We start from the raw sequence: 26,684 nt of genomic DNA on the forward strand, positions 1-26,684 counted from the left end.
ACTTAATTATTCAGAACGACTTTTTAAGATCTCTTTCATCACATCATCCACTTGCCACAGAAGTTCATCCATTGTTCCCTCGTTGCGTACCGTAAAATCCGCTTTTTTGCCAATTGCCGGAATGGCTTTCTCTGTTTCTGCTGTTGCTTCAAATGTCTGAAATGCGTCAAATGTCTGATTATCGTCGGATTTTTCTCCACGACTTGTCGTACGTTTCCATCGCAATTTTTGATCCGCAGTCACATAGATAATATAATTATCAGGGAAAGAGCGGATGAAATCAAGATCCATCATCATGCGCATCCCGTTGACACACATGATCCCGTCATGCTGTGCGATATAACGTGCCACGCCCCGATGCAACACGTCCTCCCCAAATCGTTCTTTGAATATGCTATACAGCCATGATTGATCCTCTTTGGATGATTGTTCAAAAAAGAGATCCAGCGCCTTCTTGAGCGGTCGACTAAAACGCAGAAGTTCCACATCATACCGTCTATGCAAGTAATGTGCAACCGTATCTTTACCGCTTCCTGTTTCTCCCACCAACCCAAGAATAATTTTTTTATTTTGCATAAATTTATTCCCTATAATAAAAAATCATGTATTACTTGTAAATTATATAGCACCCCAACAAAAAAGTCCACGCTACTCACATGAACCGTTTTGTATGAATTCCTCAGAGCTTTACTGCACCTTTACGGATGGGCCCATTGTGGAACACATGCTTATTGATGTAATAAATTGTCCCTTGTGTGCTTCTGTGCGACACGCTTTTACAGAGTCGACCAGTGCATTATAATTTTGTGTGATCTTTTCTCCGTCAAATGACGCTTTGCCGATGACCTGATGGATATTGCCGGAATTATCATTTTTGAAATTTGCCTTGCCCTTTTTGAGTGATTCTACCGCCTCGCCGACATTCACTGTCACGGTATCCGTTTTTGGACTTGGCATGAGACCGCGCGGTCCGAGAATGCGTGCGACTGGCGCAAGCTTTGGCATCATGTCCGGTGTTGCTACGAGAACATCCGCTTCCGGTAATTCACCCGCCTTGATCTTATCAATGAGTTCTTGACCTCCGACGATATCTGCACCCGCCTTTTTTGCCTCGTCTGCCTTGCTCTCTGTGATCACAGCAACACGAACGGCTTTGCCGATGCCATGTGGCAACGATACGCTTCCGCGCACTGCCTGCTCTCCTTTTTTGGGATCGATATTGAGTCGTACATGCACTTCGATCGATTCGTCAAACTTTGCTTTGGCATTTTCTTTGACAAAATTTATTGCATCTGCCAATACCATTTGCTCGCTAACACGTTTCTCCATTGCACCATTGTATCTCTTGCTTCTTTTCATAATATTGTTGTGGTATTACCGAGTCACACTGACTCTCCCACCAATGAGTTTAAAAGTTATAATGTTTACCCTGTTAAATACGATTTGAGCCGATTCTTGAGAAACATTTTACCGTAATATGTTTTGAGATACTTTTCTCTGTGTGTTGCATCTTGCTGATTAAGTGATGCTTCATAATAAATCAATTTTAACGGCCTTCTGTCTTTTGTGGAATCAACCAAACCTTTTTTATGTTGTTCAAATCGTAATTTTAAATTTTTAGTATACCCTGTATAATTTTTTTGATCTTTCTCACTCTTCAATACGTATACATAATACATATCTCTACGGAAATTTAAAATTATTTAACAGGGTAAATTTGTTAACCCCTATTCTTCTACTGTAATACCCATAGATCGTGCTGTGCCTTCGATGATCTTCATCGCGGATTCCACATTTGCCGCATTGAGATCCTCCATCTTTGTTTCTGCGATCTCGCGCACCTGCGCTTTGGTCACTTTGCCCACTTTATCCGTTACAGGATTACTTGCGCCTTTTTGTGCTCCGGCTGCCTTCTTGAGCAGATCCGATGCCGGTGATGTTTTCATCACAAATTTAAATGTGCGATCTTCATACACCGTGATCGCAACTGGGACGATATCACCCATACGTTCTTTGGATGCCTCATTGAACTGTGAACAAAACTCCTGAATATTGAGCCCATGTTGACCCAATGCCGGACCGACCGGAGGAGCAGGGTTTGCTTTTCCTGCCGGAATCTGCAATTTGATGATTGTCTTGATCTTCTTTTCTGCCATATGTTTGAAATAGTGAATAAATAGTATAATTTATAACTGCTTAAAGTTTTTTGATCTGGAGAAAGTCCAGTTCTACCGGTGTTTCGCGACCAAATACGAGCACAAACACCTTGACCTTTCCTTTTGCTTCATCGATCTCTTTTACTTCTCCATCAAAGTCTTTGAACGGTCCATCGACGATCTTGATGCTTTCCCCTTTCTTTACATCAATACGATATTTCGGTTCATTTTGTCCCATCTTCTTTTTGATGGAAGTGATCTCGTTGGCATCTACAGGTGTCGGCGTTGTCCCAAGTCCGATAAATCCTGTTACATTTGGCGTATTGCGCACCACATACCATGACGCATCCGTCACCACCATCTGCACCAATACATATCCGGGATAAATTTTTTCTTCCACTGTTACACGTTTGCCGTTTTTGATCTTGATCTTTTTTTCCACAGGGACGATCACATCAAAAATGTAGTCTTGCATGTCCATGGATTCGATACGTTGTCGCAAATTGCGTGCCACATTATCCTCGTAACCGGAATATGTATGAAGAACATACCACGCCTTGCCGTGATGTTGCGTTTGTTTTGCCATATATACGAACTAAATATTATTGATATAAATTACACGAAAAAAATTTTATTTGAAAAGCACATCTTTGATAATGCCACCAAAGATATAATCCAATATCCCGAGGAAAAGTGCGATTGCCACACTGATCACGACAACCAGCGTCGTGTATTGGATCGTTTGTTCACGCGTCGGCCATGACACTCTGCGCAATTCGCCATAGGCCTCCCGCAAAAATTGTTTGATTTTCTCCATATTTGTTGGATTTTAAAAAAGCCCCCTCGGGCTCTATATACACATTCATACTATCGCTTTTTCCAATTTTTGTCAAATACCTTTTTAGGGAGTAGACATTGGGTGGTAGGTGATAGAAGTTAGGTTGTAGGGGGTGAGGGTCAGAGGTTAGGTGATAGCCGGTTGTTACTCTCGCGCTCGCATGTCGGTCCATTGTCATCCTGTCGCGCCCTGAGCATTTAGGGATCTACACTGGGAATCCACTTGTCATCCTCAGCTGGACTGGGGATCCATAAGCTCTCAATGATCTTTTTTGGTTTCTCTATATTCCCAATAATCTACGCCCTACCACCCTAATTTCTACACCCTCAGAAAACGAGAATCATTGTCTTCAAATTTCCTATACGATCCAATGTGGCAAAAGATAAATTTGCGTTTTGCTTTTCTTTTCAATTTCAATTGAACTCTCATTGGCAATTACTGCACATCGTGGATTATATTCTCTGATAAACGATGTCAACGATTTTGATATTTTGGCACTGGAGAAACCGCTTTTACTTTCCAAGGGAATTTTTTCATTATTAGCGTCGATCACAAAATCCACTTCAGCACCAGTTTTGGTACGCCAAAAATTCATTTCCATGTCCTTTTTAATAAATTGGGTGGCAATGAAATTTTCATACAAAAAACCTTTATCCAGCCTATTCTCCAACTTATTAAAGTCATCAATGACGTAATTGCGCAGTCCCGTATCAAAAAAATACACTTTTGGGTTTTTCACAATTTCCGTTCTCTTATTTACAAAAAATGGTCGAATTGTTTTGCAAATGAATGTTTTTTCCAAAATGTTTATATATTTCTTAAGGGTTATATAATCATATCCGGAGATGTTTCCCAACTCGTTATAGGCAATCAGTTGACCAATTTGTACCGAAAGTGCACGCAATAACCTGGAAAGTCTAAAATCATCAGCCAAACCAAGCAAGTCCTTAACGTCTCGTAAGAAATAGGTATTATAAATATTTTTGAGGATCATTTCCTTTTCTTTCATATCTTCAGCCAAGACGACACGCGGGTATCCTCCCCAGATAATAAATTCCTCCAAAATATTATTCATTTGCCCATTGATATTTTTTGAGACATCAAGTGTGCCGACTTTATTATTTTTCAAATCAACTATTTTTTTATTTTCCTCATAAATTTTAAAAAGGTTTCCGTCTCTAAAGCGCAAAAATTCTTCAAAATCCAGTTGATACAAATTGAAAACAAAAACGCGTCCAACCAAATATTTAATGGCATGGATTGTCAAATCGATAGTTGAGGAGCCGGAAATAATAATCTTGTTTTCCGGAAAAGTATCGAACAAATATTTCAATAGTTTCCCCCCATTTTTGGAATATTGAAACTCATCGATAAAAATATATTTATGATGAAAATATTTTTTTGCAAACCCTTTGATATCCTGCTCAAAAAGTTCCAGATCATCTCGGTCTTCAAAATTCAAAAAAATCGAATTTTCCAGTTGCCCCTGAATCTTTTTGAGAAGAGTTGTCTTTCCGGATTGCCGCGGACCGACAATTGCCAAAATTTCTCTTTTTCCCAAATAGTCTAGAATGAGAGGCTCAATTTTTCGCTCTATATACATATATTTCGATACTTTTTACTAAAATTATATTACAATATCATTTTAGCAAAGCTAGAATTTTATGTCAAACAGAGAATAAAAACGACAGCTAGATTGGTGCATACCACCCCAATTGTCATCCTACCACGCCCTGAGAATTTAGGGAGCTCGACTGGAGATTCCATTGTCATCCTCAGCTCGACTGGGGATCCATAATTTTTCAATGATCTTTTTTAGTTTCGCTAGATTCCCAATCATCTACGCCCTACCACCCAATTTCTACTCCCTAATTTCTACTCTCTATTTACCAGTCCGTAGCTTCAACGAAGGATGGCTCTACCCCCTAATTTCTACCACCTAAAAATCTACTCCCTAATTTCCTTTCGCGATCGGCATTTCGATGATGAATTCCGAGCCTTTGTCGACGCCGTCTGATTTGGCGTAAATGTGCCCACCCTGTGATTCGATCAAGTTCTTGCCCACATACAATCCCAATCCCGATCCATCGGTATAGACTTTGGTCGAATCCGTCCCGCGTGAAAACTTGGCAAAAAGTGTCTTGAGCGATTCTTCGGAGATGCCCATGCCGGAATCCTTTATGGTCACACGCACGACCTCACCATCTTTTTCTGCGATAACATGCACAAATCCCTCCTTGGTATATTTGATCGCATTGTCCATCAAATTTGAGATCACTTCCCGTAATTTGGATTTGTCCGCTTTGATCGCCGGTAATTGTCCATCCGGTGTCTGGATCTCCAGCTCCAATTTCTTGTCCTGCGCGCGCAAGATGAACATGTCTTTGAGCTCATTCAAAATATCCTCCACATGCACATCATCTTCCAAACGATATTCCAGTCGCCCCGACTCGATGCGCGTGAGATTGAGCATATCCTCCACAAGTTGGATGAGTCGTTCATTGGCGAGAAAGATCTTGTTGAGTGCATCATCCGTCTTGTCCGTATTCTCTCCATACGCCCCCTCGAGAATGAGAGAGATATATCCTTTGATCGCCGTAAGCGGCGTGCGCAATTGATGCGACGCGATCGAGATAAATTCCGATTTTGCATTGTCCAATCGCTTGAGCTCGGCATTGGCACGCGCCAGATCCTTGGAGAACTTCATCAACCGATCCTTCTGCATCTCTTCACGTTTCACACTCTTGACCACCCCATAACCGATGATGCACACCAACACAAACGCGATACTATTGAGCACTCTGTTAGTAGGATTACCGATAAAAAAGAACTGCGCCCCGATGAGAAAAATGAGCGACCACACCAAAGCCTGCGCCCGCGCAAGCTTGATATCCATTGCACCGTATTGAACGATCAAATATGCTAACGTAACTATAAAAAACAATATTCCAAACAGTCCATACATCTGAATTTCGTATGTGATGTATCCCAACCAAACCAATATACCAGCAACAAAATCAGACACAATATAGATAAACACACTCATGCCCAGAATTGCAATTTTTTTGCGATTATCACCAGCAGCGCGAAAGTATCGATTAGTCAAAAGAGCAACAACCCACAAAGAAATCACAGCTGTTAATATAAACGCATACGCATTATAATACACACCTTCCGAGGCTTCACAGTTTACCGCATTGAAATTCACCAAACTCCACTCTGACGACATAAAAACAATCAATGGCAACAACAAAGCGCCCCACACTATTTTACTCCGCACATGTGCATCTTTACCATCGACAAAAACATAGATAAAATATAACCCTAAGATTTGGTACATGGAAGAAAATATATTAAACACAGACCACCAAAACATAATCTGAGAACTGTCCACGCTGAGCCATGTCATCAGATCCGCAACAACCCACAACGCGAACGACATGCTGATCCCGCATAAAATATATCCGAGCAACGATCTACTTTTAAGTAATACAAAACCACCCATAAACAAGGCAATGATCATCGTGGGAATATGCGTATACCATAACAGATGAGGAACTACTATATGACACGATTCAATATTTGTCACAAAATTATAATCCATATTTTTTTATTTGTATTCATTTTATCACAAGTTCATAATCAAAGCGATCTTTCACATATTTTTTCACGATTTCTTTTTGTGATACCGCACCACACCACCAATATAGATCATCCAACACTTCTGACGGTGTTAATTGACAAATAAGCGGCTTTACACCAAAAATTTCCTCTACTTTTGTAAAACTCGGCAACAAAATTTCTCTCACAAAATTCCCCTCATCACCTTCTACAACATAATTTTCAAAAAGAATGCCGTGACATAAAAAGAGGGATAAAAAGTACAAATAATAATATTCTGTCAAATTTCGTGTCCGATAAAACCAATCAGAAAAATCGTACACATTTCCGACTAAATCCGGCATCACCATATCCGTCAGGTCGTGATGAAAATCTAATAACGATTGTCCCCACACTGTTTTTACATCACACAACCGCTTACCTTCTTCGGTATTGTAATTAATGATCTTTGTGTAAGGCACATTTGCAAAACTCTCCAGTCCAAATTCATCGCAAAAATACAATTTGCCCAGTAGATACTTAGGAATGCTCTTTGCAACAAATTTGTCCTTTGTGAATTCCAAGCATAATGGCTCTAATTTGATTTCTTTTGCCAACTGCAAAAAACGTTCAGTATCATGTCCCGGAGTAATCACATATTGATTCGTGATCGCGCGCGGACCATTTTTAAATAAAAATGTAATATCATCACCAAGAAATTCTTCTACTTTGGCACGCAAAACAACATCATTCCATCTTTTGTGAATTTCCATCTTTGCATCCTCCAGTGATGTATAAATGCTATAATCTTCTTTCATTTTTTTATCATACAAAAAATCTATACATGTACATCTTCCATGACATCCTTTGGATAACACCACCAATACACATCCATCACCTCTTCCTCCGGTTGTGCGGGAATAATAAGTGGGGATACACCAAATGTATCAACGATTTCATCAAAGGCCGGATTAAATATCTCTCGTGTAAATTCTTCCTCACCCGCCACAACGTCCGTAAAATTTTCAAAGAGTACGCCATGAGCCACAAATAACGCCAAAAATTTTTTGTAATACTGATCAATGGATGTTTTCATATGATTTTCAGCGAACCATTCAAAATCATCAAAAATTTCCACCTGCGGAACATATTTCTGTGCAATTCGATGATGAAAATCAACCAACTTTTCTCCCCACAACGTCACAATCTCATCAAATCTCTTTCCTTGCGCCTGCGCAAGATCAACGATCAATTTATTCTGACTGATAACATCATGATTTTTATCATACCCTTTAAAAAAACGTGGTTTTACAAGAAGCATTTTATCTTCATTGTTCGTTACAAAAATATCATGCACACCCTCTAATCCCAGTGGCGCAAGATGTAATTCCTGTGCCATCTTCACAAAATGACGCAATTCAAAATCCGGTGAAATAATATTCCGTGACAATACAGCGCGCGGCTCATGCTGAAACGGCTCTGGGATTTCTCCGCTCAAATATTCACGCACACGCTCTTTGAGAGCATCATCTTTCCATCTCCTCTGAATTTCTACCTTTGCATCTTCTATTGTGGTGTAAAAACTCCTTTTTTGATCCATATAATTTTTTATTTTTTAATACCTTTCATTTTCTCATCCAATATCTCCTGCATCTGCGCATCAAAATACCACTGATCTGTTTCCATTTCTTCTTGCGTAAAAAGTGGCACAATTAATGGATAGACCCCAATCTTTTCTTTGACATATTCTATCGCAGGATAACTCACTTCCTCCAAAAAACCTTTTGCCGCATCTGGATCATCGTCGTACTCCAAGACTTCGCACGACACGCCAAAGACGGTCACAATCGCATAGAACGCTTTGTAGTATTCCTTGGCTCGCTCTCCATTGTGCACAAGCCAATCGGACATATCTTTCATTTCAGGCTTTTCTTGATGCATTGTGAAAAATGCATTGTGAAAAAATTCAATCAAATTTTCATTCCACATCGTTTGTAATCCTTTTAATTTTTTTCCATCACTGGCAAAATAGTCTATGATATGTGTGGAATGAATGATTGGTTCATTATTTTTGTTCATTTTTTCGCACACATCAATACGACCCCAACGCAATTTATCAGGGTTTACTGTTGTAAATTTATCATCATAATACTCAAATACAAACGGCTTGAGTTGCAACTGTTCCGCAATATGCATAAACCGTCGCGTCTCTGAATCTGGGATGCAAATCTGACGAAACAACACTGCACGAGGCTCCTGTAAAAAAACTTCTGGCACATCACCATGCAAAAAATCTACGACACGTTTCTTTAGATCTTCATCCTGCCAGCGCCTCTGAATTTCTTCTCGCGCCTCTTCAATTGACATATTATATTTTCCCATATTGCTTTCTTAATATTACACCAATCTATTAGATGTTTTTTTCATTTTCTCATTCAATATCTCCTGCATCTGCGCATCAAAATACCATTGGTCACATTGTTCAATTTCTTCATCTGAAAAAATTTGAACTACCAGCGGTTTCATGCCAAATTCTTGTGTTACATGATCAAATGCGGGTCGTACCACCTCATAAAAAAAATTATTCTCGTCACCACCGTCTGCACCAAAGTTATCACACAATACGCCATGTGCAATACACAACGCAAAAAATTGTTTATAGTATTCATTTGCCTTTTTACCATGACACACAAGCCATGCAGACAAATCATAGATTTCTGGTCGTGCCATACCCATCGCATCAAATGATGCGTGAAAAAAATCCACAATAGGTTCACCCCATGTTGTAGCGATATCCGCCAGTGACTTATTATCATTTGCAATAAAATCAATGATGCGTGTCGAACGAATGATCGGCTCGTTGTTTTTGTTCATTTTTTCACACACATCCAATCTACCATACTGCAATTTATCGGCATTACGCGTACAAAACTTATCTGCAAGATATTCCAAATTGATCGGCAATAAACTCATTTTTTGAGAACATTCCAAAAATCGTTTTGTCTCTGACCCGGGGATGCAAATATTGCGAAAAAGAATGCTCCGCGGTTCACGCAAAAACACCTCGGGGATATCACCTTGCAGATATTCGCGCACTTTTGTTTTTACCTCCTCATTTTGCCAACGTTTTTGAATTTCCACTGATGCGGTTTCTGGTGTTACATAAAAATCGGACATATCATGATGTGATTATAATATATTTAATTATAACACAATTTAAAAGTTTATAGACAAAAAATTAAAGAGGTGCATGTTTATAGAAACACACACCTCAATAGTTCTTAGAAAAGATTGGTAACATACTTGATGAAATCACCAGCCTCTTCCAGTCCCTCACTGTACGCCCAGATCCAAAAAACGGCTTGAACGGCAGTGGCCGGGAGAAGGAACATCCACCGTCTTACGACAGTATTCAATTCCTTATGGTAAAAATACATCACCTGATCCGGACCGTCCCACAAAATACCGACAGTATTGATCCAAATCATCCACAAATATGCAATCCATGGAGATCGGGTTTTGACGTGATCAAACACCCGACGAAATGCTTTGCCAAAGGATAAATCCTTATCAAAAGCCTCCGCCATCTTGACCGCACCGGCTGCCTTGATATTGTTACCAAGCCAACCGAAAAGAAAGTACCAGACCAGAGAGAATTGCGCTTTTACACACAACTCCACCATCGCCAGGGAAAACACGGACCAACTCCAATCATAGATCGAGTCAACCAGTCCCCATTTTTCCATCGTGGCAACCTTCTTCACAATCTCATCTTTACCATCTTCTTCTTCGATAGCGTAGAACTCAATCGCTGTGATCTTGATCACATTGACGGAGTACACGACAAATCGTGAAAACCGATGTGACTTTTCTGTCGCCGATGCAACATAATACGCATACAGACGCCCGAAAATCTTTTTTGACAACTCACTGAAAATCACCTTCTTGACCATTGCGATGATCTGTGCAAAAAACACAAACGCCACAATAATCACCGCGACCTTCGGTAAAAATTCCCACAAGTACTTTGACAGAAAGTCAAATACCCGAGGAGCATAGAACACAATCTGATCACCAAAGACTACAGCAACGGTAGTGGCGATCACGATCATACTGATTTTCAGAAACACTTTGTTGCCACTGATGATCCAAATCAGACACAACAGTGCCATAGCAACCATCGCTAACACCAGAGAAAATTCCCCAAGGTTAGCAACCAACCATAGAGTTACCGCATGAAGTTCATGCAATAACCCGTTCTCCAAAAGCCTGTTTACGAGTCCCTGCATGACATCACCTCTTTGGTTTTGGTTAAAGTTGTAAACGAACTACGAAATCCCATTATACACCAAAAAAGCCCCTTTGTCAATCCCCCACACACCAAAAACCGCATAAAAACTCACTTTTTATGCAAAAACAACCTCAAAATCTACCATCTTTGAGAATTTAAAAAGCCATAGTCAGCTTATACAGCTTTATTATCAAAAACTGCATCATAGCAATTACTCACAATACGTTCGACTATTTTTTCACTATACCAACTTCAAAATGATATAATGGGATTATTATGTAACTGTTTATAAATTACTCTATGCACCCACTAGATAAACTATGCCGTCCTGTAGTCACTGCGATCATCAGGAAGAACATCGGCAACATACCTCACATCCTTATGCAAACACGGTGGAAACCAAAAGAAGATCCCCTCTACAGTGGCACGCTGGAATTGCCGGCTGGACATTTGGATGCGTTCGAGGATATACATGAAGCTCTAAAACGTGAGGTTTTCGAGGAAACCGGTTTGCATGTGCGTGTCATTTCACCGGATACGCGAACAAAAACTTTCTCACCACGTGAGGACGGTGCATTTGGTTTTCAACCGTTTTGTGCTCATCAACAGATCAAAAATGGCTTACCCTGGATCGGATTTGCCTTTTTATGCGAAGTTGAAGATGGTGAATTTGTCGCGCAAGAAAGTGAAACACGCGACCAAAAATGGCTGCCGGAATCTGACATCGAAATGATGGTCAAAAATGCTCCTGAAAAAATATTTACATTTCACCTTGCGGCACTCGCATACTATTTTGAGAAAAAATAAAATCCTTATAATGACAAGGGTTTTCAGGCTCGCTAAATTAAAAAATGTGTGGCCATTGACTACTCTTATTTTTTAATGTTAGTTGAATACGAAAAAAACATATCACTTAAAACCGCTCTATGCAAAAAATTAAATGTAAAAATAATTTCGACAAATTAGTCGAATTGCCGATCAACAAATTTGTTTTTAGGCCGAGTGTATATGGAATAATATTGGATAAGGGTGAAGCGGTTTTCATGAAAAATAAAAGTAATGGTAAACTCTGGTTCCCAGGCGGAGGCATTGAAATCGGGGAAACTCTGGAGGTGGCATTAAAAAGAGAAATTATGGAAGAAACCGGTCTCAAAGTCAACATGGGTGAGATGACCCTATTCAAAGAAAATTTTTTCTACTACGAGCCGTTGGATGAGGCTTATCATGCTTTCCTATTTTTTTTCATATGTAAAGCTAAAAATAAAAACCTTTCTGACTCCACCGACTTGGAATCAAAAAATCCAAAGTGGATGAAAATCAAAGAAGTCAAGAAAAATCAAATTAGCGATCTAGCCGATGATTTGTATAAATTATTACAGAAGATCGAGGATTAGAAGTAATCTGTTTGTTCGTTAAAATCAACCCCTATCAAAGGAAGGTGACATCATGAACGAATCCGGCAATGGGTAATGACAGCTCTTTTATTAGAATCAGAAAGGAACAGTTTGGCTACTGAAAAACCGGACGACGAGTTATGTTTTGTTCACCTGCTTTAGCAATAGAAATATTCAAAATTCTTAAACTGCCCATGTTCTCTAGCGAGAAGATTTGGCAGTTTTTATTTTTTTATATGAATAATGATATTATACTATCGTTTTTCATATGAATTTTGATATTTTAACACGCCAATTCGCATAAAACCTCACTTTTTATGCAAAAACAACCTCAAAATCTACCATCTTTTAAAATTTAAAAAGCCATGGTTAGCTTATGCGGATTTATCATCAAAAAAGATATAATTCAACAATACAAAAGGGACGCCCTAAAAAAGATGCTTGACCCCTTATTCATTATCCAAAATAATTTTCCACCGCAAATTCAAACTGCTTCAAAAATAATTCCTTGAAATATGAAATATTATTTTGCTCATAGAATAGAAGAATCGCTTTTTTGTATTCTATTTCGTCCATGTTACGGTAAGAAAGCGGGCAAGAATCAAAGGACTGTAGAATTGCATTGCCGGATAACCGACTGGTTCGTTTATTTCCATCGACAAATGGCTGAATATAGGCAATAAGAAGCATCAGAATAACAGCTTTCTCAAAAACATCTCCTGTTTTGTTCACAAGCTGACAGGATTTTTCTAGAGCCTCTCTGATCTGAAATTCATTGTCAAGCGGCTTGTATTTTGTCCCAGTTATTCCGACCATGGTTTTTCGCAAATTTTTGGTCACATGCAAACTATCCACTATCAGTGAGTGGATGTTTTCTATTTTGGAAACCGATACTAACTGGAAATTTTTTCTGTTGTTCCCGATATAGTCCAGAGCCTTCTTGTGATTAAGGATCATGATCATCTCTTCCTTGGTGTGTCCCAATGCTTCTTGTTGATTCTTAATCAGTTGTTCCGTTTCCAGAAGACTGTAGGTATTCCCTTCAATTTTTGACGACTTCCAACTGAAATCGATATTGAGTCTCTCAATTTCTTTCCTGAGAGCATCAGGAAAGATGTTTTTTATTTTGTCCCTGTAAATTTCATTCAGCTCCAGTAGCTTTTTTTTCTCAGTATCGTTAAAAATGTTTTTTAGATGATCAAAGATATCAAAGTTAAACTTCTCCCCGATATCCCGCTGATCGGCATCAGTAGCAAAATACTTTTCGATATCGATTTTCTTAAGTATAGAGTATTGAGGAGATAATTGATAAATAACTGCCCGCCCGGCTCCCTGCCTCCCAATAAGATTGAGTTCAAGCATTTTCTCCAAATCTCTGGAAATAGTAATTCTGGTCACTTCTCCAATGCTTTCTTGAACATGTGCAAGTATCTGCCCAATAGAGGCAGTTTTATTGATCTCAATAAAGACTAAAATGGCATCTTGCCTTTTGTTTAACTTGTTGTCTACCATATTTTTATATCATTTTTATGCCATAATTGTATCATTTATGATACAGAAAGTCAACACGCATGTCCCTAATTTAATATCAGTTCGTGGGCTTGACTTCCGATACAAAATATGCTATAATACACGGTTGTCATTAGTTGGCACAAAAACAGTTATTTAATTCAAAAAATAGACGAGGAGAGAAACAATGAAGACTACATCAAAGAATTTTCGTTTGCTGTTTGCATTTTTATTTGCAATGACAATCACCTTCACCTCAAGCGCCACTATGGCCACAGAGGATGAGGATGATGTTGCAGATGATGCTGTAGTATCGTCCCAAGATGTCGGCGCTGTGCCTACATCAACAGAAGATGCCGAGGAAGAAACAGCACCTCAACCAACTGATGCGCAAGCATCTGATGAGCAGGAGGAAGCGACCGGTCTTTCGGTAAGCGGTGACGTGACAGTTGCCACGATGAACGTGGACGCACTGTCAGGCGAGAAGTTATCGTCTCACATCACCATCGCGCCGACCGTGATCGTGAGCTACGACGATTTTTATGCAAGTGCCACGCTGACCACGGAGGACTTCGACAAGAGGTTTTCCGACAACACAGCAAATTCCGTTCAGATTTCTGTCGGCATGGAAAAAGAGTTTGCCGGCATCACGTTTGACGGTGGTATGGGCTTCTTAGATACTCAGAATTCCGCAGGAGACTTCTGGTGTATCTACCTCAACGCCGAAATGAAGGAATTAGCAATAATTCCTTACATCAAGGTAGAAGTAGACATCCCTACCAACAAAGAGATCACCGAAGGCGGCTTCCTATACAGGTTTGGTGGGAAGTACGCCTGGAATGAGATCCTGTTCGATCTGTCAGTTGCAGGTCATGATGGCGCTTATGGCTACAAGCCCCAAGCGCTCAGCTCAGGACTCCTCTCCGTTTCTAGAGAGTTCACTCTCTGGGGACAAAAGATCATCCCGTCAGTAAACATTCAAAAAACATTTGACACCGATGGGATCGCGGAAGATCTCGTGTGGTTAAACCTGCAAGTCAAGTTCTAACCAACCGACTGCTCTCCTCGCACAAAAAGACCGGCTGACAGCAATTGTCATCCGGTTTTTCATTTTTTAAATCTCCCTCAGTCCCTCTTTACAAAAGAGGGATATTTTAAATCTCAAATCAGATTTCCTACTTTCTATTTACCAGTCCGTAGCTTTAGCGAAGGATGGCTCTACCAATCTACTAATCTACCAGTCTAAATGTCTACCAATCTAACAAACTACACTCCCGTATGTTGCAATTCGTGGAGTTTTTTGTATACACCACCGTGACGGATGAGCTCATTGTGGTCACCGCGTTCAATGATGCGCCCGTTGTCTACCACGAGGATCATATCCGCTTTACGCACCGTGCTCAGTCGGTGCGCGATCACGATCGTCGTGCGTCCGCGCATCACTTCTTCCATTGCATCTTGAATGTATTTTTCTGACTCACTATCGAGTGCACTTGTTGCTTCATCGAGGATAAGGATCCGCGGATCGCGCAAGATCGCACGCGCGATCGACAAACGCTGGCGTTGACCGGCAGACAGTTTGGCACCGCGATCTCCGATCAATGTGTCGTAATTTTTGGGCAGTTTGTGCACGAACTCATGGCAATGCGCCTTGCGTGCGACACGTAAAATTTCATCCGGTCGCGCGCTCTTGCGTGAATATGTGATATTGCTTTTGATCGAGTCGTGAAACAGTCCATTCTCCTGCGACACGATCGCGATCTGGCGGCGCAAGTCTTCCAATCTGATGTTGCGTACATCGATCCCATCAATGCGCACTGCACCCTCTGTCGGTATGAGAAAACGCGGGATCAGATCCACGAGCGTCGTCTTGCCTTGTCCGCTCTTCCCCACGATCGCCACCATTTGTCCCGGCTGGATCGTGAAATTCACGTCTTTCAATATCTCTCGCTCTCCATAGGAGAAATGTACATGGTCAAACTCGATCTTGCCATCGCAACGATCCATGTGCTCGGCGTGGAGATCGAGATATTTTTCCTCCGGTACGCGGTAGATCTCTTCGGCGCGCGCGATCGTGACTAGGCCTTCTTGCAATTCTTTGTAATTACTTCCAAGCGTTTGGATCGATGCGGATGCCATGTTGATATATGCCAGCAACATAATAAACTGCCCGATCGTGATCATATCCCGCGTGATAAAATACAACCCTGTAAGAAAAAGCAAAAGGAATCCTGTAGAAAAAACCACATGCTGCCAAAACTGCAATTTCATGAGAAATCCTGTGTAACGATCGAATTGACGATAGATCTTCTCATATTTTTCACAGTTTTGCAGGTATTCCGCTTCCTCCGTGCCATGTGCTTTGATCACAAACACGTTTGGCGTACGTTCAAATACGTCGCCGTAGATATCTTCCAGTTTTTCACTGATATCCTCGTTATACGTAATGATCGGCTTTGTCTTGATGATCGTGATAATGATAAACACGCCCACAAACACAAGATAAATTAACGCCAACTCCCACCGAATCCACATGATCACACAAAAGGCCAAAAATGATGTGAGAATATGTGGCGCACTCTGTAATACGCCATCATTGATCACACGATCCATATATGCGTCAGCACGATCAAATCTCTCGATATATTCCCCCGTCTTATTTTCCCTGTGAAATGACAATGGGAGACGGATCAAGTGGCGCACATATCGCGTGAACATATCAATGCCAATTTTATAACCGATCCGCACACCCCACCGCACACGCATACGCATCGCCCATTCACTCACGAGACTGAGGATATACCATCCACCGATAAGGACGAGTACGATCAGAGAAAAACTCTTCTCTCCGACCACGATGTCTATCGACTTTCCATAAAGAAGTGGCAGGATCAATTGGATGCCATTTTCCACAAGCACAAAAAGCAAGGCCACTACAAACATCTTTTTGTGCGGTTGAATATACTTTTTGATCGTTGAAAAATGTGTTTTTACATAACTCATAAGAAAATACTTTCTTGAGTATTGTTTTATTTTTTTATTCCAAAGAGAAATGAATCTCGTTCACCATAGCTCGGGATCATAATATCAGAACGTGTGACATCAGTAAAATATTCTTCAAAAATACCTTGTAACAATAGGGCTGCATCAACGTACTTATCACGATCAACATCAGTGTCTCCAGCCTGAAATGCCACCCATCCCCCGGTTTTTACAACTTTATGCGTCAATGCAATCACCTTTCTGTAAAATTCTGTAAATTCAGCCTTTTCTTCTTCAGTAATCGGCTCTCCTGTAAAATCACAAACGAGTCCGTCATAAAGTTCCTTTCCCTCTTTTACGGCATTTTCCATGTATACCAATCCATCCCCTATATGCAAATGTAATCGCGGATCATCAAAAACCTTTTGTTCCAAAAATTCTTTGGCACAATAAATGATCTCGGGATCCAATTCTGCCAGATCAATTTGCAACTGCGGATTCTGTGTCAACGCCTCCTGCGCAACATATCCATCACCGCCTCCCAAAATCGCCAATGATCGATCTTCCGGTCGCAATAGCGTAAGAATCTCCTTATCATACAAATGATGATCACTTTCTGCTGTCTGCATGCACTTATTGATTATCAAACAACGTCCAAACTCTTTTGTATCAATTACCATAATATCCTGAAATTCAGACTTTTTATCATAAAAAATCTCTTTGACTCCAATTGTCATATTCTCTCCGGTTTCAAAAATCGGCAAGGTGATTGATTGGATATTCTCATTCTCTCCTTTCGTCTTCATTTTTTCCATATTTTTTATAATAATATTTATGCTATATATCTAATACATTATTTCTTTGCAAAAAGAAATGCGTGATTTGTGCCAAAACTCGGGACAAAAACATCGCTTTGCTCGATATCTTTCCATGACTTTTCCTGTAATATTTCCTTTACGATTGAGACTGCGTCGACAGTTTCCACTGAAACTGTTGATGCACCGGCCTGAATCGCGATCCATCCCCCATCTGTCAATTTCTCATACGCCAGATCGCACGCTTCATCATAAAACGCAGAAAACTCCTCCCCATCCTCGCGACCGATCGGCTTGTCAGTAAGATCAAAGATGATACCGTCATAATTTTTGTCCGTTGTTTTGAGATAATGCAACGCATCCGCAATATGCAACTGCGCTTGTTCATTGCAAAAAACATCTTGTCCGAGATGCCGCTCGCACGCTCGCACCACTTCCACATCCAGATCCACCACATCCACCCGCACTTTTGATTGTGGGTTTTCTGCAAGCACGCGCCCTGTAATATATCCATCACCACCACCAAGAATCAAGATATTTTTATCTTCCGGCCGTAATTTTTTGATCATCTCTCGATCATACAGATAATGATCTTTTTCCGCCGCTTGCATCATATTGTCAATGATCAGACATTTGCCAAATTCCTTTGTATCCACGATCATGATCTTTTGCAAAGCTGTTTCGACCTCGACAATATCTTGCACCACATCCACATACATCAATTCTCCCGTACTGAAAACCGGTAAAGCCATGCGATATTTCTCAAATGAACACCCTTGTCTCTCCACGATCGCACCACCCTTTCTTGCAACGCGATACCCGCGCTGGATCTTTTTTATCTCGACACATTCATACGTGATATGTTCTTTGAGATATTGCACTGCTCGTTCTGTTTCTGCTTCTATCGCGCATGTAAACACATCGCACACCACATAATTGTTTTCTGGCCATGTATGGATGGAGATATGCGATGACGACAACAACAAATACCCCGTGATACCCTGCGGTTCAAATTCAAAGAAAAAATCATGCAACGATTCCATCGTTGTCCCCTCAATTGACGCATGAAGTACCTGCTTCCAAAAATTCACATCATTGATCTGCTCGATATCACACCCAAAAAACTCAATAAGAAAATGAAACCCGTCCGGTTTACTGTTAAACATATTGCGTCATCATCACATATTACACATAAAATCTCTGCACTATACCATCAAATTAAAAATATGTCAATCATTCGCTTCAGGAGAAACTACCATGTCCTTATCAGTCATATCTGCGCTTTCATTATCTTCTCCTGCTTCAACACCCTCATCCGCCACTACTCCATCTTCTGCTTCAATCATTCCTCCTTCAACTACCCCTGCCTCATCAACACTTCCTTCTCCTTCCTCCAATTCTTCCTCCTCACCTTCTTCATCTTCCAGAAGAGCTTCCGGATGTTCGTTGATGTATGTCTCAGGATCACTACATGTCACTTCGTCAACTTTTGCTGTCTCCTCAGTACACGTTACCTCACCGCAATCTTCCTCCCCATCATCACATGCGAACGGATCGCAATCCGCATCATCCACATTACATTCTGGCACATTTTTTGCCAATCGTTCCAGATGTGTATAATACCACACATCCTCTTCTGGATTGCCCGTACATTTTTCTTCCTCATCGACAGCATCCGGATCACATTCCCATACATAACAGATCTCTACAGTCGGATCACAATCATCATGATAGACAAGTATATATCCCCGATCAATCACAAAATGCCAGTAGGAATATCCTATCCCGCCAAAGATCACCAAAAACATCATAACCACAAAACCTTTATCTTTAAGTTCCATACTATTTTTTGTTTTATCCACAAAACTCATCCTTCCGTCCGCACCAACAAACGTCTCTTCTATTGTCTATAAGTATATCATACAATGACGTCTTGTGCTTCCTGAAAAAAATTACTTCTTTATTTTGATCATTTGAGATATTTGCCATACTTTCCCGGATCATAATAACAATTCGGGTTTGGATACTCATCAGGATCCAGACAGCACTCCATATCCATATGACGACTTTTGTGTTGGTTGCTTTTGCCAGGCTTGTCATTTTTCTTATTGCAGACACGTCTCCCCGCCGAATCTTTTTTGTACGCGGCAGGTAGCGGTGCACTAATCCTTGCTACAGCAGGCCTCGGCTTGGGACGCACGACATCAATATTTGTAAACTGTGAGACCGCAGAAAAAAATTCCGGCACAACATCCGCAGTGACAACCATCGGATCAATACCATCACCTTGTGCTGTTGTGCTGACAATTGGCACGATATTGTAGATATATTGTCCTTTTACAACAGTAAAAAAGAGTGCACTCTCATAACATTCATTCATTGGTGGCACATACATTTCTTCCGCGGGATATTCCCCCGTTTCGATCATAGATCCACTCGGCACAGCACAGAGCCCCGCCACCGAAAGATCGTTATTTTTCATCGCGGGAAACTCATCCGTATCAGATAAATTTACCGTTTTTGCAGTATCATAGACCGCCACAGAGAAACCCACTGGCTCACTATACATATCACTATGTTTGAGAAAGTCCACGCGATATATTGCTCGCGATGTGGCATCGACTTTTTTTGTCACAACCGTCCACCCGCTTTCAGGATATTTGATCGTAAATCCGTACCATTTACTTGCAAATTCTTTCCACGCATCCGTCGGCAAAGATTCTTGGATCGTTGCAATCTCTTGAATATTATCCTCCTCAAATTGTTGCATGAGCTGCGTGTATGATTCTGAACTGATTTTGCGTTCATACGCAATGATCTCCTTTTGTGTTTGATAATAATAGATACCATACCCCACACCACAAATAACAAGCAGCAAAAAAAGACCTGTCCCGAGCCACATAACAGTTCGCCGATCGATCTTTCGAAATAATTCTTTAAAAAAATGTTTGCCTTTTTTTTGAATATTTTTATGCTGTTCTCCCTGTGCATCATGCGTGCCATCCGTCACTCTTTTATGATCAAATCGATTATCTTTTTTCTCTTCTTGTACGACAGATCGATCTTCATGATCTTTGTTTTCTGCTATCCTCTTTTTCTTTTTTTTCTTTTTTGCGCTCATAAAAAAATCGAGAAATTTAATATCTACCTCATAATATCATGTGTTTCAAACACTGGTCAAACAACACGGAAGATCCTCAAAAACTACATCCCTAATTCATCACCGATGCCCTGCAATGCCGTCAAACTCAGTGTCAAAAATTCATCCAATGGGATTCCCGCATCTTCACACTCCTTGATGATCGCGCGATCACAGCGTGCCGCAAAAGACTTTGTCTTGAATTTTTTCTTGAGCGACTTTGCGCTCACACTTGCCAATTTTTTGTCCGGTTGCATCAGTGCTGAAGCGATCACGAGTCCTGTCACTGTCTCAGCAGCGGCAAGACTGTGTTGGATGCGTGTCGTGCGTTTTTGATCGGTAAGCGCAGGAATTGATGCATTGGCATATCCATGCGAGATAATCGTCGTAATAAGAAATTCCGTCGCTCCCGCATCGCGCAAAATCTCTTGACACATGACACAATGTTGCGCTGGCTCATTTTTGGTCTGATCCCAATCGATATCGTGCAACAGTCCGGCAATGCCCCACACATCTTCATCTTCCCCAAAATGTCGCGCCAGCGCGCGCATGACTTCTTCCGACTCCCGCAAATGCAATCGCGTTACAGGATCAGTAATATATCGATCCACCAATTGCATCGCCCCTTCCCTCGTAATCCCAATATTCTCCATAAAAAATCCTCCTAAAAAAATTACGTATGTTTTTGTGTGTATAATTTATGTCTTGTTTTTATTGTATCACGATATGTGTTGTAAATAAAAGAACGGGAATACACAGCATTATGTGCATTCCCGATATTTGCTCTTGTTGTCATACAGATCGTTTTTTGCCCTCCTTCCATGTGATCTTAACAACCATTTGTTTTTGTCTTCCCCACTTTTTTGCCTTTTTACTTGCAATCTTGCCTTTGCCACAGTAGAGATCCAAGCGATTACCTTTGATCGCACCACCGCGATCAGCAGTAACACCTGCTCCATACCCCGGCACGATCCAAACCGTTCCATAAGGAACATTTGGACCGGCGGCAATTGTCCCAAACGTTGTTTCCGTGGGAATTTGTGGGATGACACCCGTACTCGTCTTTTTTCCTTTCCCATTGAGGGCGACGAGCTTGTGATAGTTCTTTTGCTCTGGCACCGGCGTAATATATGCCGTTGTCCTTACCGGAACCATTTCGATACGTACAGGCACATGCTGCGTGACAAATCGCTGCACATCTGCTACAACAGGATACTCGTACGAAAAGTGTGTAAGAAGCAAAAATAACGTTAACAAAACAACCTCCTTGTGTTTGTGTATGCACATTATTGCATACGTTGATATATAAAGAACAAAAAAACAGGTCCTACTAAATCTAGGGCTAGTTATATAACAGACGACAAAAGACGTGGTGTCTTTTATTCATCATCATTGGTTAGTACGACAAAAAGTCGCTTTTTCTTTCATTCTTCCAAAGATTTCATTCTGTGATACCATTATACTTTATAATAAAATTTCTGTCAATCATTCTCAATTATTTTTAATTTAAAAAACGACATATCCAATATGTGAATATGTCGTCTCATTGATTTCCTTGGATCATTTTATCGATCATACAATTGACGCAGAACACGAAAGATACCGGATGCCATAAATCCTGCAGCTGATACATCATGCACACCACCATTTGTACGATGCATCTTTCCGCGAAAGATCGTATTTGTAAAACAGATCTTGGCAAATGGCTCACCATCAAACAATTTTTCTATCCACTGATTACTACATACCGGATGCGTCACGAACAACATGATCATGGCGGAGCCCCACTGCAATAAATTTTTTGCTTGTTTATTGGCCGTAGTACCGGTTGTCACCTCATCATCGATCATGATCATGATCGCATCTTTGATCCTTTCAGGTATTGCATAATACAAACGGTCATAACCATGTTTTGCAATGATCTGATCAATTTTTTCCTGAGCTGCTTCCACGATCGCTACTTCATTGTTGTGACCACGATCCTTGATCTTGAACAAGACATCCACATCAAGAAGTCGTGCAAAAGCTATCGCTCGTGCAATCGCTCCTTCATCCGGGGCAAAAACAAATGCTTTTTTATCTTCTCCTTTTTCCGGAAGAAAATCCTTGCACACACTTGCGAACGCTTCAGTATAATCAACTTCGCGAAACACAATGCCCACATCCTCACAATTTTTTCGTGTTTGATCAGAGTGGGGTGTGGCTACGATCAAATGGTCTACGCCATTTGCTTTCATCATCTCCATCAACCACCTGTTCCGATGGATCTCATGAATTTTCTCCGGATGATCTTGACGGCGATAGTGCAAGAACGATGTCGCGATAATGATATGCTTTGCACCATAATGATATTTTGCCGCCCAGCACAGTTGCAAAAGACGCATTGTTGTCTCAAAAGATTTGAGGCATTCATAGAAAACAATTGTTTTTCCACGGAGTTCGTCAAACTCAGGAAAAAAGTCTTTGATCTCACCATCATCGAAATATCCATATCTGATATGTCCTTTTTGCGGATCCTCCCGCAAATATTCACGCAATTTGAGACATATACCCTCTACCAACGGATCATTATCCAACCCTGTAAAAATGATCACATCTCCCCAACGCTTACCTTGCTTCATGCCACACCTCCTTAGGTACTTTATTTTTAGAATACGCTTTATTGTGTAAATGAACTATCTGTCCTGTCATCGTTTCATGATGCAGAAATAATGTCAAGATTCCTCCACAAAAAAAATAAAAACCCGATCTCATTTCTGAAACCGGGTGATAAAAGGAACTCCATTAGAGACAAATCTGATCTTTGCCTTTGTCTTTTGCCTCATACATCAATTTGTCTGCGCGTTTCCTAAAAGCATCTTCATTCTCATTTGTTTTTGGATCATATTGCACTACACCACAGCTAAGCGTGATTTGCTCATCGCTGATACCTTCAATTTTTTTAGCCTTCAAGGCTGTAGCGATATGACAAGTAGCAACATATGCCTCGTCCTTTGTTGTTGCCGGGAAGATAATAAAAAATTCCTCTCCGCCAATCCGGCACGGAATATCATTTGAACGGATATTCTCTTTTGTCACACTGGCAATCGCTTGCAACACACAATCACCTACACCATGACCATGATGATCGTTGATGATTTTGAAATCATCAACGTCAAACATAACTGCAGAAAATGGAAGTCCATAGCGCTGAGAAAAATCAATTGCCTGCCTCAGTTCAAACTCAAAGTGACGACGATTGTACAGTTCCGTCAAAGGGTCTGTTGTGCTTAACCTGAGCAATTCTTCACGACTTTTTTTTAATGCCTTAATCATAGCATTCTGATTTGTGTTGTCCCGCAAAATCCCGACGGATCCCCGTTTATCACCAATTGTCATCGGTGAAAGTGCCAATTGCACATCAACAGTGCTACCGTCTTCACGCAAGATCTTTTGATCAGTGATCCTGCCGACAGCCGGTCCTTCGCCGGTACTAAGAAAACGTTCAATACCGGCAAGACACTGTGATCGACACGCCTCAGGAGCGAGAAGCTCGTGCAACGGTTGCCTGATTGCTTGTTCTTTCGTATAACCAGTCAGACGTTCTGCAGCAGGATTGAAAAATGAGATGTTCTTGTCCGGATCCATCACAACGATCGCATCAAGTGCTGATTGGGTAATGGCTCGCAAAAGTTCCTCACTTTTTTGCAAAGCCACCTGAGCAGATTTCAGTTCTGTGAGATCGACATCCACACACACCAACTCCAATTCTCCTTCATAATTTTCAAACAGCCAATGACTGGAGAAAACATTGACGAATGTGCCATCACTGCGCATGAGTTGTAATTCACTGGACGGGATCGGTATCCGCGTCTTCGCCATATCCTGTACGCACTGCCACACACCATCACGCATATCTGGTGGAATGATCAGATCCAACAAATTCTTCCCACAAACTTGTTCTCTTGTAAATCCATAGAGCTTTAGGGCAGCCCCATTGAAATCGATCACTGTGCCATCCATTTTATAGATTTGAATGGCCATACAATCAATGTTCATAAGAAGCGTACGATACCGCTCTTCACATCTTTTGAAACGTGTAATGTCTTCCGATACGATCACCGCACCCCATGGGAAAGCATTGATTGTGATATTCAAGATCTTGCCGTTGTATGGACACTCGGGAAAATTTTTTAATCCACCTTCTGTGATATATTTCATCAATTCCGCACGCATGTCTGCAACAGTATGATTGGCCGCATAATCGATATACATACGCATGCCTACTTCTGCAATGCGATCACTCGACCTTTGCTTGGCATCATTGACTGCGATAATTCTGCCTTCACGATCCACAATGATCATCTGAGCAGATGTATACCTAAATACATCCTCAAAAAAATCCGGGCTAAAAATTTTTTGTTTTTCCATTGCTTCGAACCTCCCTTTTCCTTTTTATAAAGGCAATAAATCGATTTTTTGATTATTCAATTTTTAATTTACAGCAATCAAAAATTATACTCTTTTTTGCAGTTTTGTCAAACCTGTGTCCAAATATATGGTCCAGATACCATTGTGTCTTAAAAAAATAAAAGCGACCTATTTCTCATTGAGAAATAGGTCGCTTTTTAAATTAATTGATCGATCGAATCTTACCATCTACCGGAAGATCCTCCGCCTCCAAATCTTCCGCCTCGGTCTGAAGATCCTATCCTGATATTACCCAGACCTCCCGTGCGTCCTGCAATGATCAAAAAAATAAGCAGTGGAGCGATAGATGCACATGCTAGAAAAATCCCAATCGGCCGCCTCAAATCTCGTACCAATAAGGCCACCATGCCAAAAATTCCCAAAAATGCAAGAAGTCCATAAAGCACCGAGCGATATTCATGCTCCGTAAAGATCATCCTCACGAAATCGATTCCCAGCATCACAGCTTTGAACTCAAACATTGCGGGAGGAAGATCACGTTCCGTCGGCAATCTGGGACTACCAGAAACAACTGGCAATGATGCATAGTCAGACACTTCCCCGGCATTGTGTATCGGTTTTCCATAAAAATCAGATTGTACCCTCTGCACTTTCCCGATCATAAAATGAAGGGAGGGATTGGAAAGTAACAGCCAGCGAAATTCTTTCCATCGCTGACTCCTTTCCGAAAATAAATATCCACCAATAAAACGATAATATTCCGTCTTTCCTATGCGATCTTTTTTGAGCAATTCACCAACTCCCAGCTTATAGTCGACATCCTCCTTCAAGTCAGGATATATGTCACCCAAAGCAAACCGCTGCGCATGGCTGTAATAATCCCACTCATAATAGGATCCGCCATCTTTATCATCTCGATAATGATAGGTATAACGTTCTACGATCACACGTTTGACGCTGGCCGTGTCCGTCACATACATGTCACCTTCCAACCATACATGTGTAAACATGATCGTACACATCCAGCCACCCAATAGCAGTCCGCAGATCGCAGGAATCATTGTCCGACGCTCTTCCCAAAAATTCAGCATCAACTCATCCAGTGTGTAACTAAACCAGCCGATGATCATTCCACCAATCACAGCAATCGTCATCGAAATCCAATTGAAACCAAACTCCCATCCAAACGCACCAACAAAAAACACGGGAAACACGATGATCCCAACGATCGAACACCGCCGTTCATCGGTTCTACCATCCTCTCGGACAATGTGCTTGTTCATAAGAAAAATGCACCAACTCATCATCCCGATAAAAGGTCCAATGAAAAGAAGGCTCTTAAACACATGCGACTCGACCGACGTGATTTGCGGCGAATCACAGCCACTTAAAAATATCATCATCACAACTGCAACCGATACATTGATATATCTCCTCATGACTCTTTCCTCCCTGAAATGGATCTCGATTCTCTTAGATAACGATAAATTCGATCTTTTTTATTATTTACTTGTTAAAAAAAACAACCTATATTTATAACATACTATCAA

26 protein-coding genes and 1 pseudogene are annotated in these 26,684 nt (G+C 40.9%); 3 read left to right on the forward strand and 24 right to left on the reverse strand.

Annotated features, from left to right (window positions below):
• Window positions 1-6 precede the first annotated feature (6 nt).
• The 13 genes from WC819_01840 to WC819_01900 form a co-directional block, all read right to left on the reverse strand.
• Entirely contained in the window at window positions 7-576 is a 570-nt protein-coding gene (locus tag WC819_01840; GenBank protein MFA5986073.1) for a hypothetical protein, read from the reverse strand.
• A gap of 111 nt (window positions 577-687) precedes the next feature.
• Window positions 688-1,359, reverse strand: coding sequence for a 50S ribosomal protein L1 (rplA, locus tag WC819_01845; GenBank protein MFA5986074.1), 672 nt, complete (start codon window positions 1,357-1,359; stop codon window positions 688-690).
• Window positions 1,360-1,424: 65 nt separating this feature from the next.
• Window positions 1,425-1,679, reverse strand: coding sequence for a GIY-YIG nuclease family protein (locus WC819_01850; GenBank protein ID MFA5986075.1), 255 nt, complete (start codon window positions 1,677-1,679; stop codon window positions 1,425-1,427).
• A gap of 48 nt (window positions 1,680-1,727) precedes the next feature.
• Window positions 1,728-2,156 (reverse strand): 50S ribosomal protein L11, encoded by a 429-nt coding sequence (gene rplK, locus WC819_01855; protein MFA5986076.1) that lies wholly within the window; start codon window positions 2,154-2,156, stop codon window positions 1,728-1,730.
• Between the two features lie 40 nt (window positions 2,157-2,196).
• Window positions 2,197-2,742, reverse strand: a complete 546-nt coding sequence (gene nusG / locus WC819_01860) for a transcription termination/antitermination protein NusG (GenBank protein MFA5986077.1) — start codon at window positions 2,740-2,742, stop codon at window positions 2,197-2,199.
• Window positions 2,743-2,787: 45 nt separating this feature from the next.
• A complete protein-coding gene (gene secE, locus WC819_01865) occupies window positions 2,788-2,973 on the reverse strand; it encodes a preprotein translocase subunit SecE (protein ID MFA5986078.1) in 186 nt (61 codons plus the stop codon).
• Window positions 2,974-3,352: 379 nt separating this feature from the next.
• On the reverse strand, window positions 3,353-4,597 hold the full coding sequence (locus WC819_01870) for an ATP-binding protein (GenBank protein ID MFA5986079.1): 1,245 nt from the start codon (window positions 4,595-4,597) through the stop codon (window positions 3,353-3,355).
• Between the two features lie 351 nt (window positions 4,598-4,948).
• Entirely contained in the window at window positions 4,949-6,598 is a 1,650-nt protein-coding gene (locus WC819_01875; protein MFA5986080.1) for an ATP-binding protein, read from the reverse strand.
• Between the two features lie 16 nt (window positions 6,599-6,614).
• Window positions 6,615-7,412 (reverse strand): hypothetical protein, encoded by a 798-nt coding sequence (locus WC819_01880; protein MFA5986081.1) that lies wholly within the window; start codon window positions 7,410-7,412, stop codon window positions 6,615-6,617.
• Window positions 7,413-7,432: 20 nt separating this feature from the next.
• Window positions 7,433-8,194, reverse strand: coding sequence for a hypothetical protein (locus tag WC819_01885; protein MFA5986082.1), 762 nt, complete (start codon window positions 8,192-8,194; stop codon window positions 7,433-7,435).
• An 8-nt stretch (window positions 8,195-8,202) separates the two neighbouring features.
• A complete protein-coding gene (locus WC819_01890; GenBank protein MFA5986083.1) occupies window positions 8,203-8,976 on the reverse strand; it encodes a hypothetical protein in 774 nt (257 codons plus the stop codon).
• Window positions 8,977-8,991: 15 nt separating this feature from the next.
• On the reverse strand, window positions 8,992-9,771 hold the full coding sequence (locus WC819_01895; GenBank protein ID MFA5986084.1) for a hypothetical protein: 780 nt from the start codon (window positions 9,769-9,771) through the stop codon (window positions 8,992-8,994).
• Window positions 9,772-9,875: 104 nt separating this feature from the next.
• Window positions 9,876-10,883 (reverse strand): hypothetical protein, encoded by a 1,008-nt coding sequence (locus WC819_01900; GenBank protein ID MFA5986085.1) that lies wholly within the window; start codon window positions 10,881-10,883, stop codon window positions 9,876-9,878.
• A 302-nt stretch (window positions 10,884-11,185) separates the two neighbouring features.
• On the opposite strand from WC819_01900, the gene WC819_01905 reads away from it, so the two are divergent.
• Window positions 11,186-11,692 carry an NUDIX domain-containing protein gene (locus tag WC819_01905; protein ID MFA5986086.1) on the forward strand — a complete coding sequence of 169 codons (507 nt, stop codon included), beginning with the start codon at window positions 11,186-11,188 and terminating at the stop codon, window positions 11,690-11,692.
• Window positions 11,693-11,811: 119 nt separating this feature from the next.
• The gene (locus tag WC819_01910) at window positions 11,812-12,279 is read left to right on the forward strand and encodes an NUDIX hydrolase (protein MFA5986087.1); all 468 of its coding nucleotides are present in this window, start codon (window positions 11,812-11,814) and stop codon (window positions 12,277-12,279) included.
• 456 nt (window positions 12,280-12,735) lie between these two features.
• Here WC819_01910 and WC819_01915 read toward each other — a convergent pair whose 3' ends face one another.
• Entirely contained in the window at window positions 12,736-13,791 is a 1,056-nt protein-coding gene (locus tag WC819_01915; GenBank protein MFA5986088.1) for a Fic family protein, read from the reverse strand.
• Between the two features lie 184 nt (window positions 13,792-13,975).
• On the opposite strand from WC819_01915, the gene WC819_01920 reads away from it, so the two are divergent.
• On the forward strand, window positions 13,976-14,836 hold the full coding sequence (locus WC819_01920; protein ID MFA5986089.1) for a hypothetical protein: 861 nt from the start codon (window positions 13,976-13,978) through the stop codon (window positions 14,834-14,836).
• A 218-nt stretch (window positions 14,837-15,054) separates the two neighbouring features.
• On the opposite strand, the gene WC819_01925 is transcribed toward WC819_01920, so the two are convergent.
• The 10 genes and pseudogenes from WC819_01925 to WC819_01970 all read right to left on the reverse strand — a co-directional run bounded on the left by WC819_01925 (window position 15,055) and on the right by WC819_01970 (window position 26,573).
• Complete coding sequence (locus tag WC819_01925) at window positions 15,055-16,791, reverse strand: ABC transporter ATP-binding protein (protein ID MFA5986090.1); 1,737 nt, start codon at window positions 16,789-16,791, stop codon at window positions 15,055-15,057.
• 26 nt (window positions 16,792-16,817) lie between these two features.
• Window positions 16,818-17,585 (reverse strand): hypothetical protein, encoded by a 768-nt coding sequence (locus WC819_01930; protein ID MFA5986091.1) that lies wholly within the window; start codon window positions 17,583-17,585, stop codon window positions 16,818-16,820.
• A gap of 38 nt (window positions 17,586-17,623) precedes the next feature.
• Window positions 17,624-18,751, reverse strand: coding sequence for an adenosylmethionine decarboxylase (speD, locus tag WC819_01935; protein MFA5986092.1), 1,128 nt, complete (start codon window positions 18,749-18,751; stop codon window positions 17,624-17,626).
• 63 nt (window positions 18,752-18,814) lie between these two features.
• On the reverse strand, window positions 18,815-19,426 hold the full coding sequence (locus tag WC819_01940) for a hypothetical protein (protein ID MFA5986093.1): 612 nt from the start codon (window positions 19,424-19,426) through the stop codon (window positions 18,815-18,817).
• Window positions 19,427-19,554: 128 nt separating this feature from the next.
• Window positions 19,555-20,706 carry a hypothetical protein gene (locus WC819_01945; protein ID MFA5986094.1) on the reverse strand — a complete coding sequence of 384 codons (1,152 nt, stop codon included), beginning with the start codon at window positions 20,704-20,706 and terminating at the stop codon, window positions 19,555-19,557.
• 83 nt (window positions 20,707-20,789) lie between these two features.
• Complete coding sequence (locus tag WC819_01950; GenBank protein ID MFA5986095.1) at window positions 20,790-21,377, reverse strand: HDIG domain-containing metalloprotein; 588 nt, start codon at window positions 21,375-21,377, stop codon at window positions 20,790-20,792.
• Between the two features lie 139 nt (window positions 21,378-21,516).
• Window positions 21,517-21,744, reverse strand: a pseudogene (locus WC819_01955) (3D domain-containing protein).
• Between the two features lie 545 nt (window positions 21,745-22,289).
• The gene (locus tag WC819_01960) at window positions 22,290-23,345 is read right to left on the reverse strand and encodes a hypothetical protein (protein ID MFA5986096.1); all 1,056 of its coding nucleotides are present in this window, start codon (window positions 23,343-23,345) and stop codon (window positions 22,290-22,292) included.
• Window positions 23,346-23,508: 163 nt separating this feature from the next.
• Window positions 23,509-25,134 (reverse strand): PAS domain S-box protein, encoded by a 1,626-nt coding sequence (locus tag WC819_01965; protein ID MFA5986097.1) that lies wholly within the window; start codon window positions 25,132-25,134, stop codon window positions 23,509-23,511.
• 221 nt (window positions 25,135-25,355) lie between these two features.
• Window positions 25,356-26,573, reverse strand: a complete 1,218-nt coding sequence (locus tag WC819_01970) for a hypothetical protein (protein MFA5986098.1) — start codon at window positions 26,571-26,573, stop codon at window positions 25,356-25,358.
• Window positions 26,574-26,684: the final 111 nt, after the last annotated feature.

It is taken from the genome of Parcubacteria group bacterium, assembly GCA_041660065.1.
Classification (GTDB): Bacteria; Patescibacteriota; Minisyncoccia; order Moranbacterales.

Bases quoted from the DNA above. Each gene is read 5' to 3' on its own strand.
- WC819_01840 (MFA5986073.1), bottom strand. From the start codon at position 576: ATGCAAAATAAAAAAATTATTCTTGGGTTGGTGGGAGAAACAGGAAGC.
- rplA (MFA5986074.1), bottom strand. From the start codon at position 1,359: ATGAAAAGAAGCAAGAGATACAATGGTGCAATGGAGAAACGTGTTAGC.
- WC819_01850 (MFA5986075.1), bottom strand. From the start codon at position 1,679: ATGTATTATGTATACGTATTGAAGAGTGAGAAAGATCAAAAAAATTAT.
- rplK (MFA5986076.1), bottom strand. From the start codon at position 2,156: ATGGCAGAAAAGAAGATCAAGACAATCATCAAATTGCAGATTCCGGCA.
- nusG (MFA5986077.1), bottom strand. From the start codon at position 2,742: ATGGCAAAACAAACGCAACATCACGGCAAGGCGTGGTATGTTCTTCAT.
- secE (MFA5986078.1), bottom strand. From the start codon at position 2,973: ATGGAGAAAATCAAACAATTTTTGCGGGAGGCCTATGGCGAATTGCGC.
- WC819_01870 (MFA5986079.1), bottom strand. From the start codon at position 4,597: ATGTATATAGAGCGAAAAATTGAGCCTCTCATTCTAGACTATTTGGGA.
- WC819_01875 (MFA5986080.1), bottom strand. From the start codon at position 6,598: ATGGATTATAATTTTGTGACAAATATTGAATCGTGTCATATAGTAGTT.
- WC819_01880 (MFA5986081.1), bottom strand. From the start codon at position 7,412: ATGAAAGAAGATTATAGCATTTATACATCACTGGAGGATGCAAAGATG.
- WC819_01885 (MFA5986082.1), bottom strand. From the start codon at position 8,194: ATGGATCAAAAAAGGAGTTTTTACACCACAATAGAAGATGCAAAGGTA.
- WC819_01890 (MFA5986083.1), bottom strand. From the start codon at position 8,976: ATGGGAAAATATAATATGTCAATTGAAGAGGCGCGAGAAGAAATTCAG.
- WC819_01895 (MFA5986084.1), bottom strand. From the start codon at position 9,771: ATGTCCGATTTTTATGTAACACCAGAAACCGCATCAGTGGAAATTCAA.
- WC819_01900 (MFA5986085.1), bottom strand. From the start codon at position 10,883: ATGCAGGGACTCGTAAACAGGCTTTTGGAGAACGGGTTATTGCATGAA.
- WC819_01905 (MFA5986086.1), top strand. From the start codon at position 11,186: ATGCACCCACTAGATAAACTATGCCGTCCTGTAGTCACTGCGATCATC.
- WC819_01910 (MFA5986087.1), top strand. From the start codon at position 11,812: ATGCAAAAAATTAAATGTAAAAATAATTTCGACAAATTAGTCGAATTG.
- WC819_01915 (MFA5986088.1), bottom strand. From the start codon at position 13,791: ATGGTAGACAACAAGTTAAACAAAAGGCAAGATGCCATTTTAGTCTTT.
- WC819_01920 (MFA5986089.1), top strand. From the start codon at position 13,976: ATGAAGACTACATCAAAGAATTTTCGTTTGCTGTTTGCATTTTTATTT.
- WC819_01925 (MFA5986090.1), bottom strand. From the start codon at position 16,791: ATGAGTTATGTAAAAACACATTTTTCAACGATCAAAAAGTATATTCAA.
- WC819_01930 (MFA5986091.1), bottom strand. From the start codon at position 17,585: ATGGAAAAAATGAAGACGAAAGGAGAGAATGAGAATATCCAATCAATC.
- speD (MFA5986092.1), bottom strand. From the start codon at position 18,751: ATGTTTAACAGTAAACCGGACGGGTTTCATTTTCTTATTGAGTTTTTT.
- WC819_01940 (MFA5986093.1), bottom strand. From the start codon at position 19,426: ATGGAACTTAAAGATAAAGGTTTTGTGGTTATGATGTTTTTGGTGATC.
- WC819_01945 (MFA5986094.1), bottom strand. From the start codon at position 20,706: ATGAGCGCAAAAAAGAAAAAAAAGAAAAAGAGGATAGCAGAAAACAAA.
- WC819_01950 (MFA5986095.1), bottom strand. From the start codon at position 21,377: ATGGAGAATATTGGGATTACGAGGGAAGGGGCGATGCAATTGGTGGAT.
- WC819_01960 (MFA5986096.1), bottom strand. From the start codon at position 23,345: ATGAAGCAAGGTAAGCGTTGGGGAGATGTGATCATTTTTACAGGGTTG.
- WC819_01965 (MFA5986097.1), bottom strand. From the start codon at position 25,134: ATGGAAAAACAAAAAATTTTTAGCCCGGATTTTTTTGAGGATGTATTT.
- WC819_01970 (MFA5986098.1), bottom strand. From the start codon at position 26,573: ATGAGGAGATATATCAATGTATCGGTTGCAGTTGTGATGATGATATTT.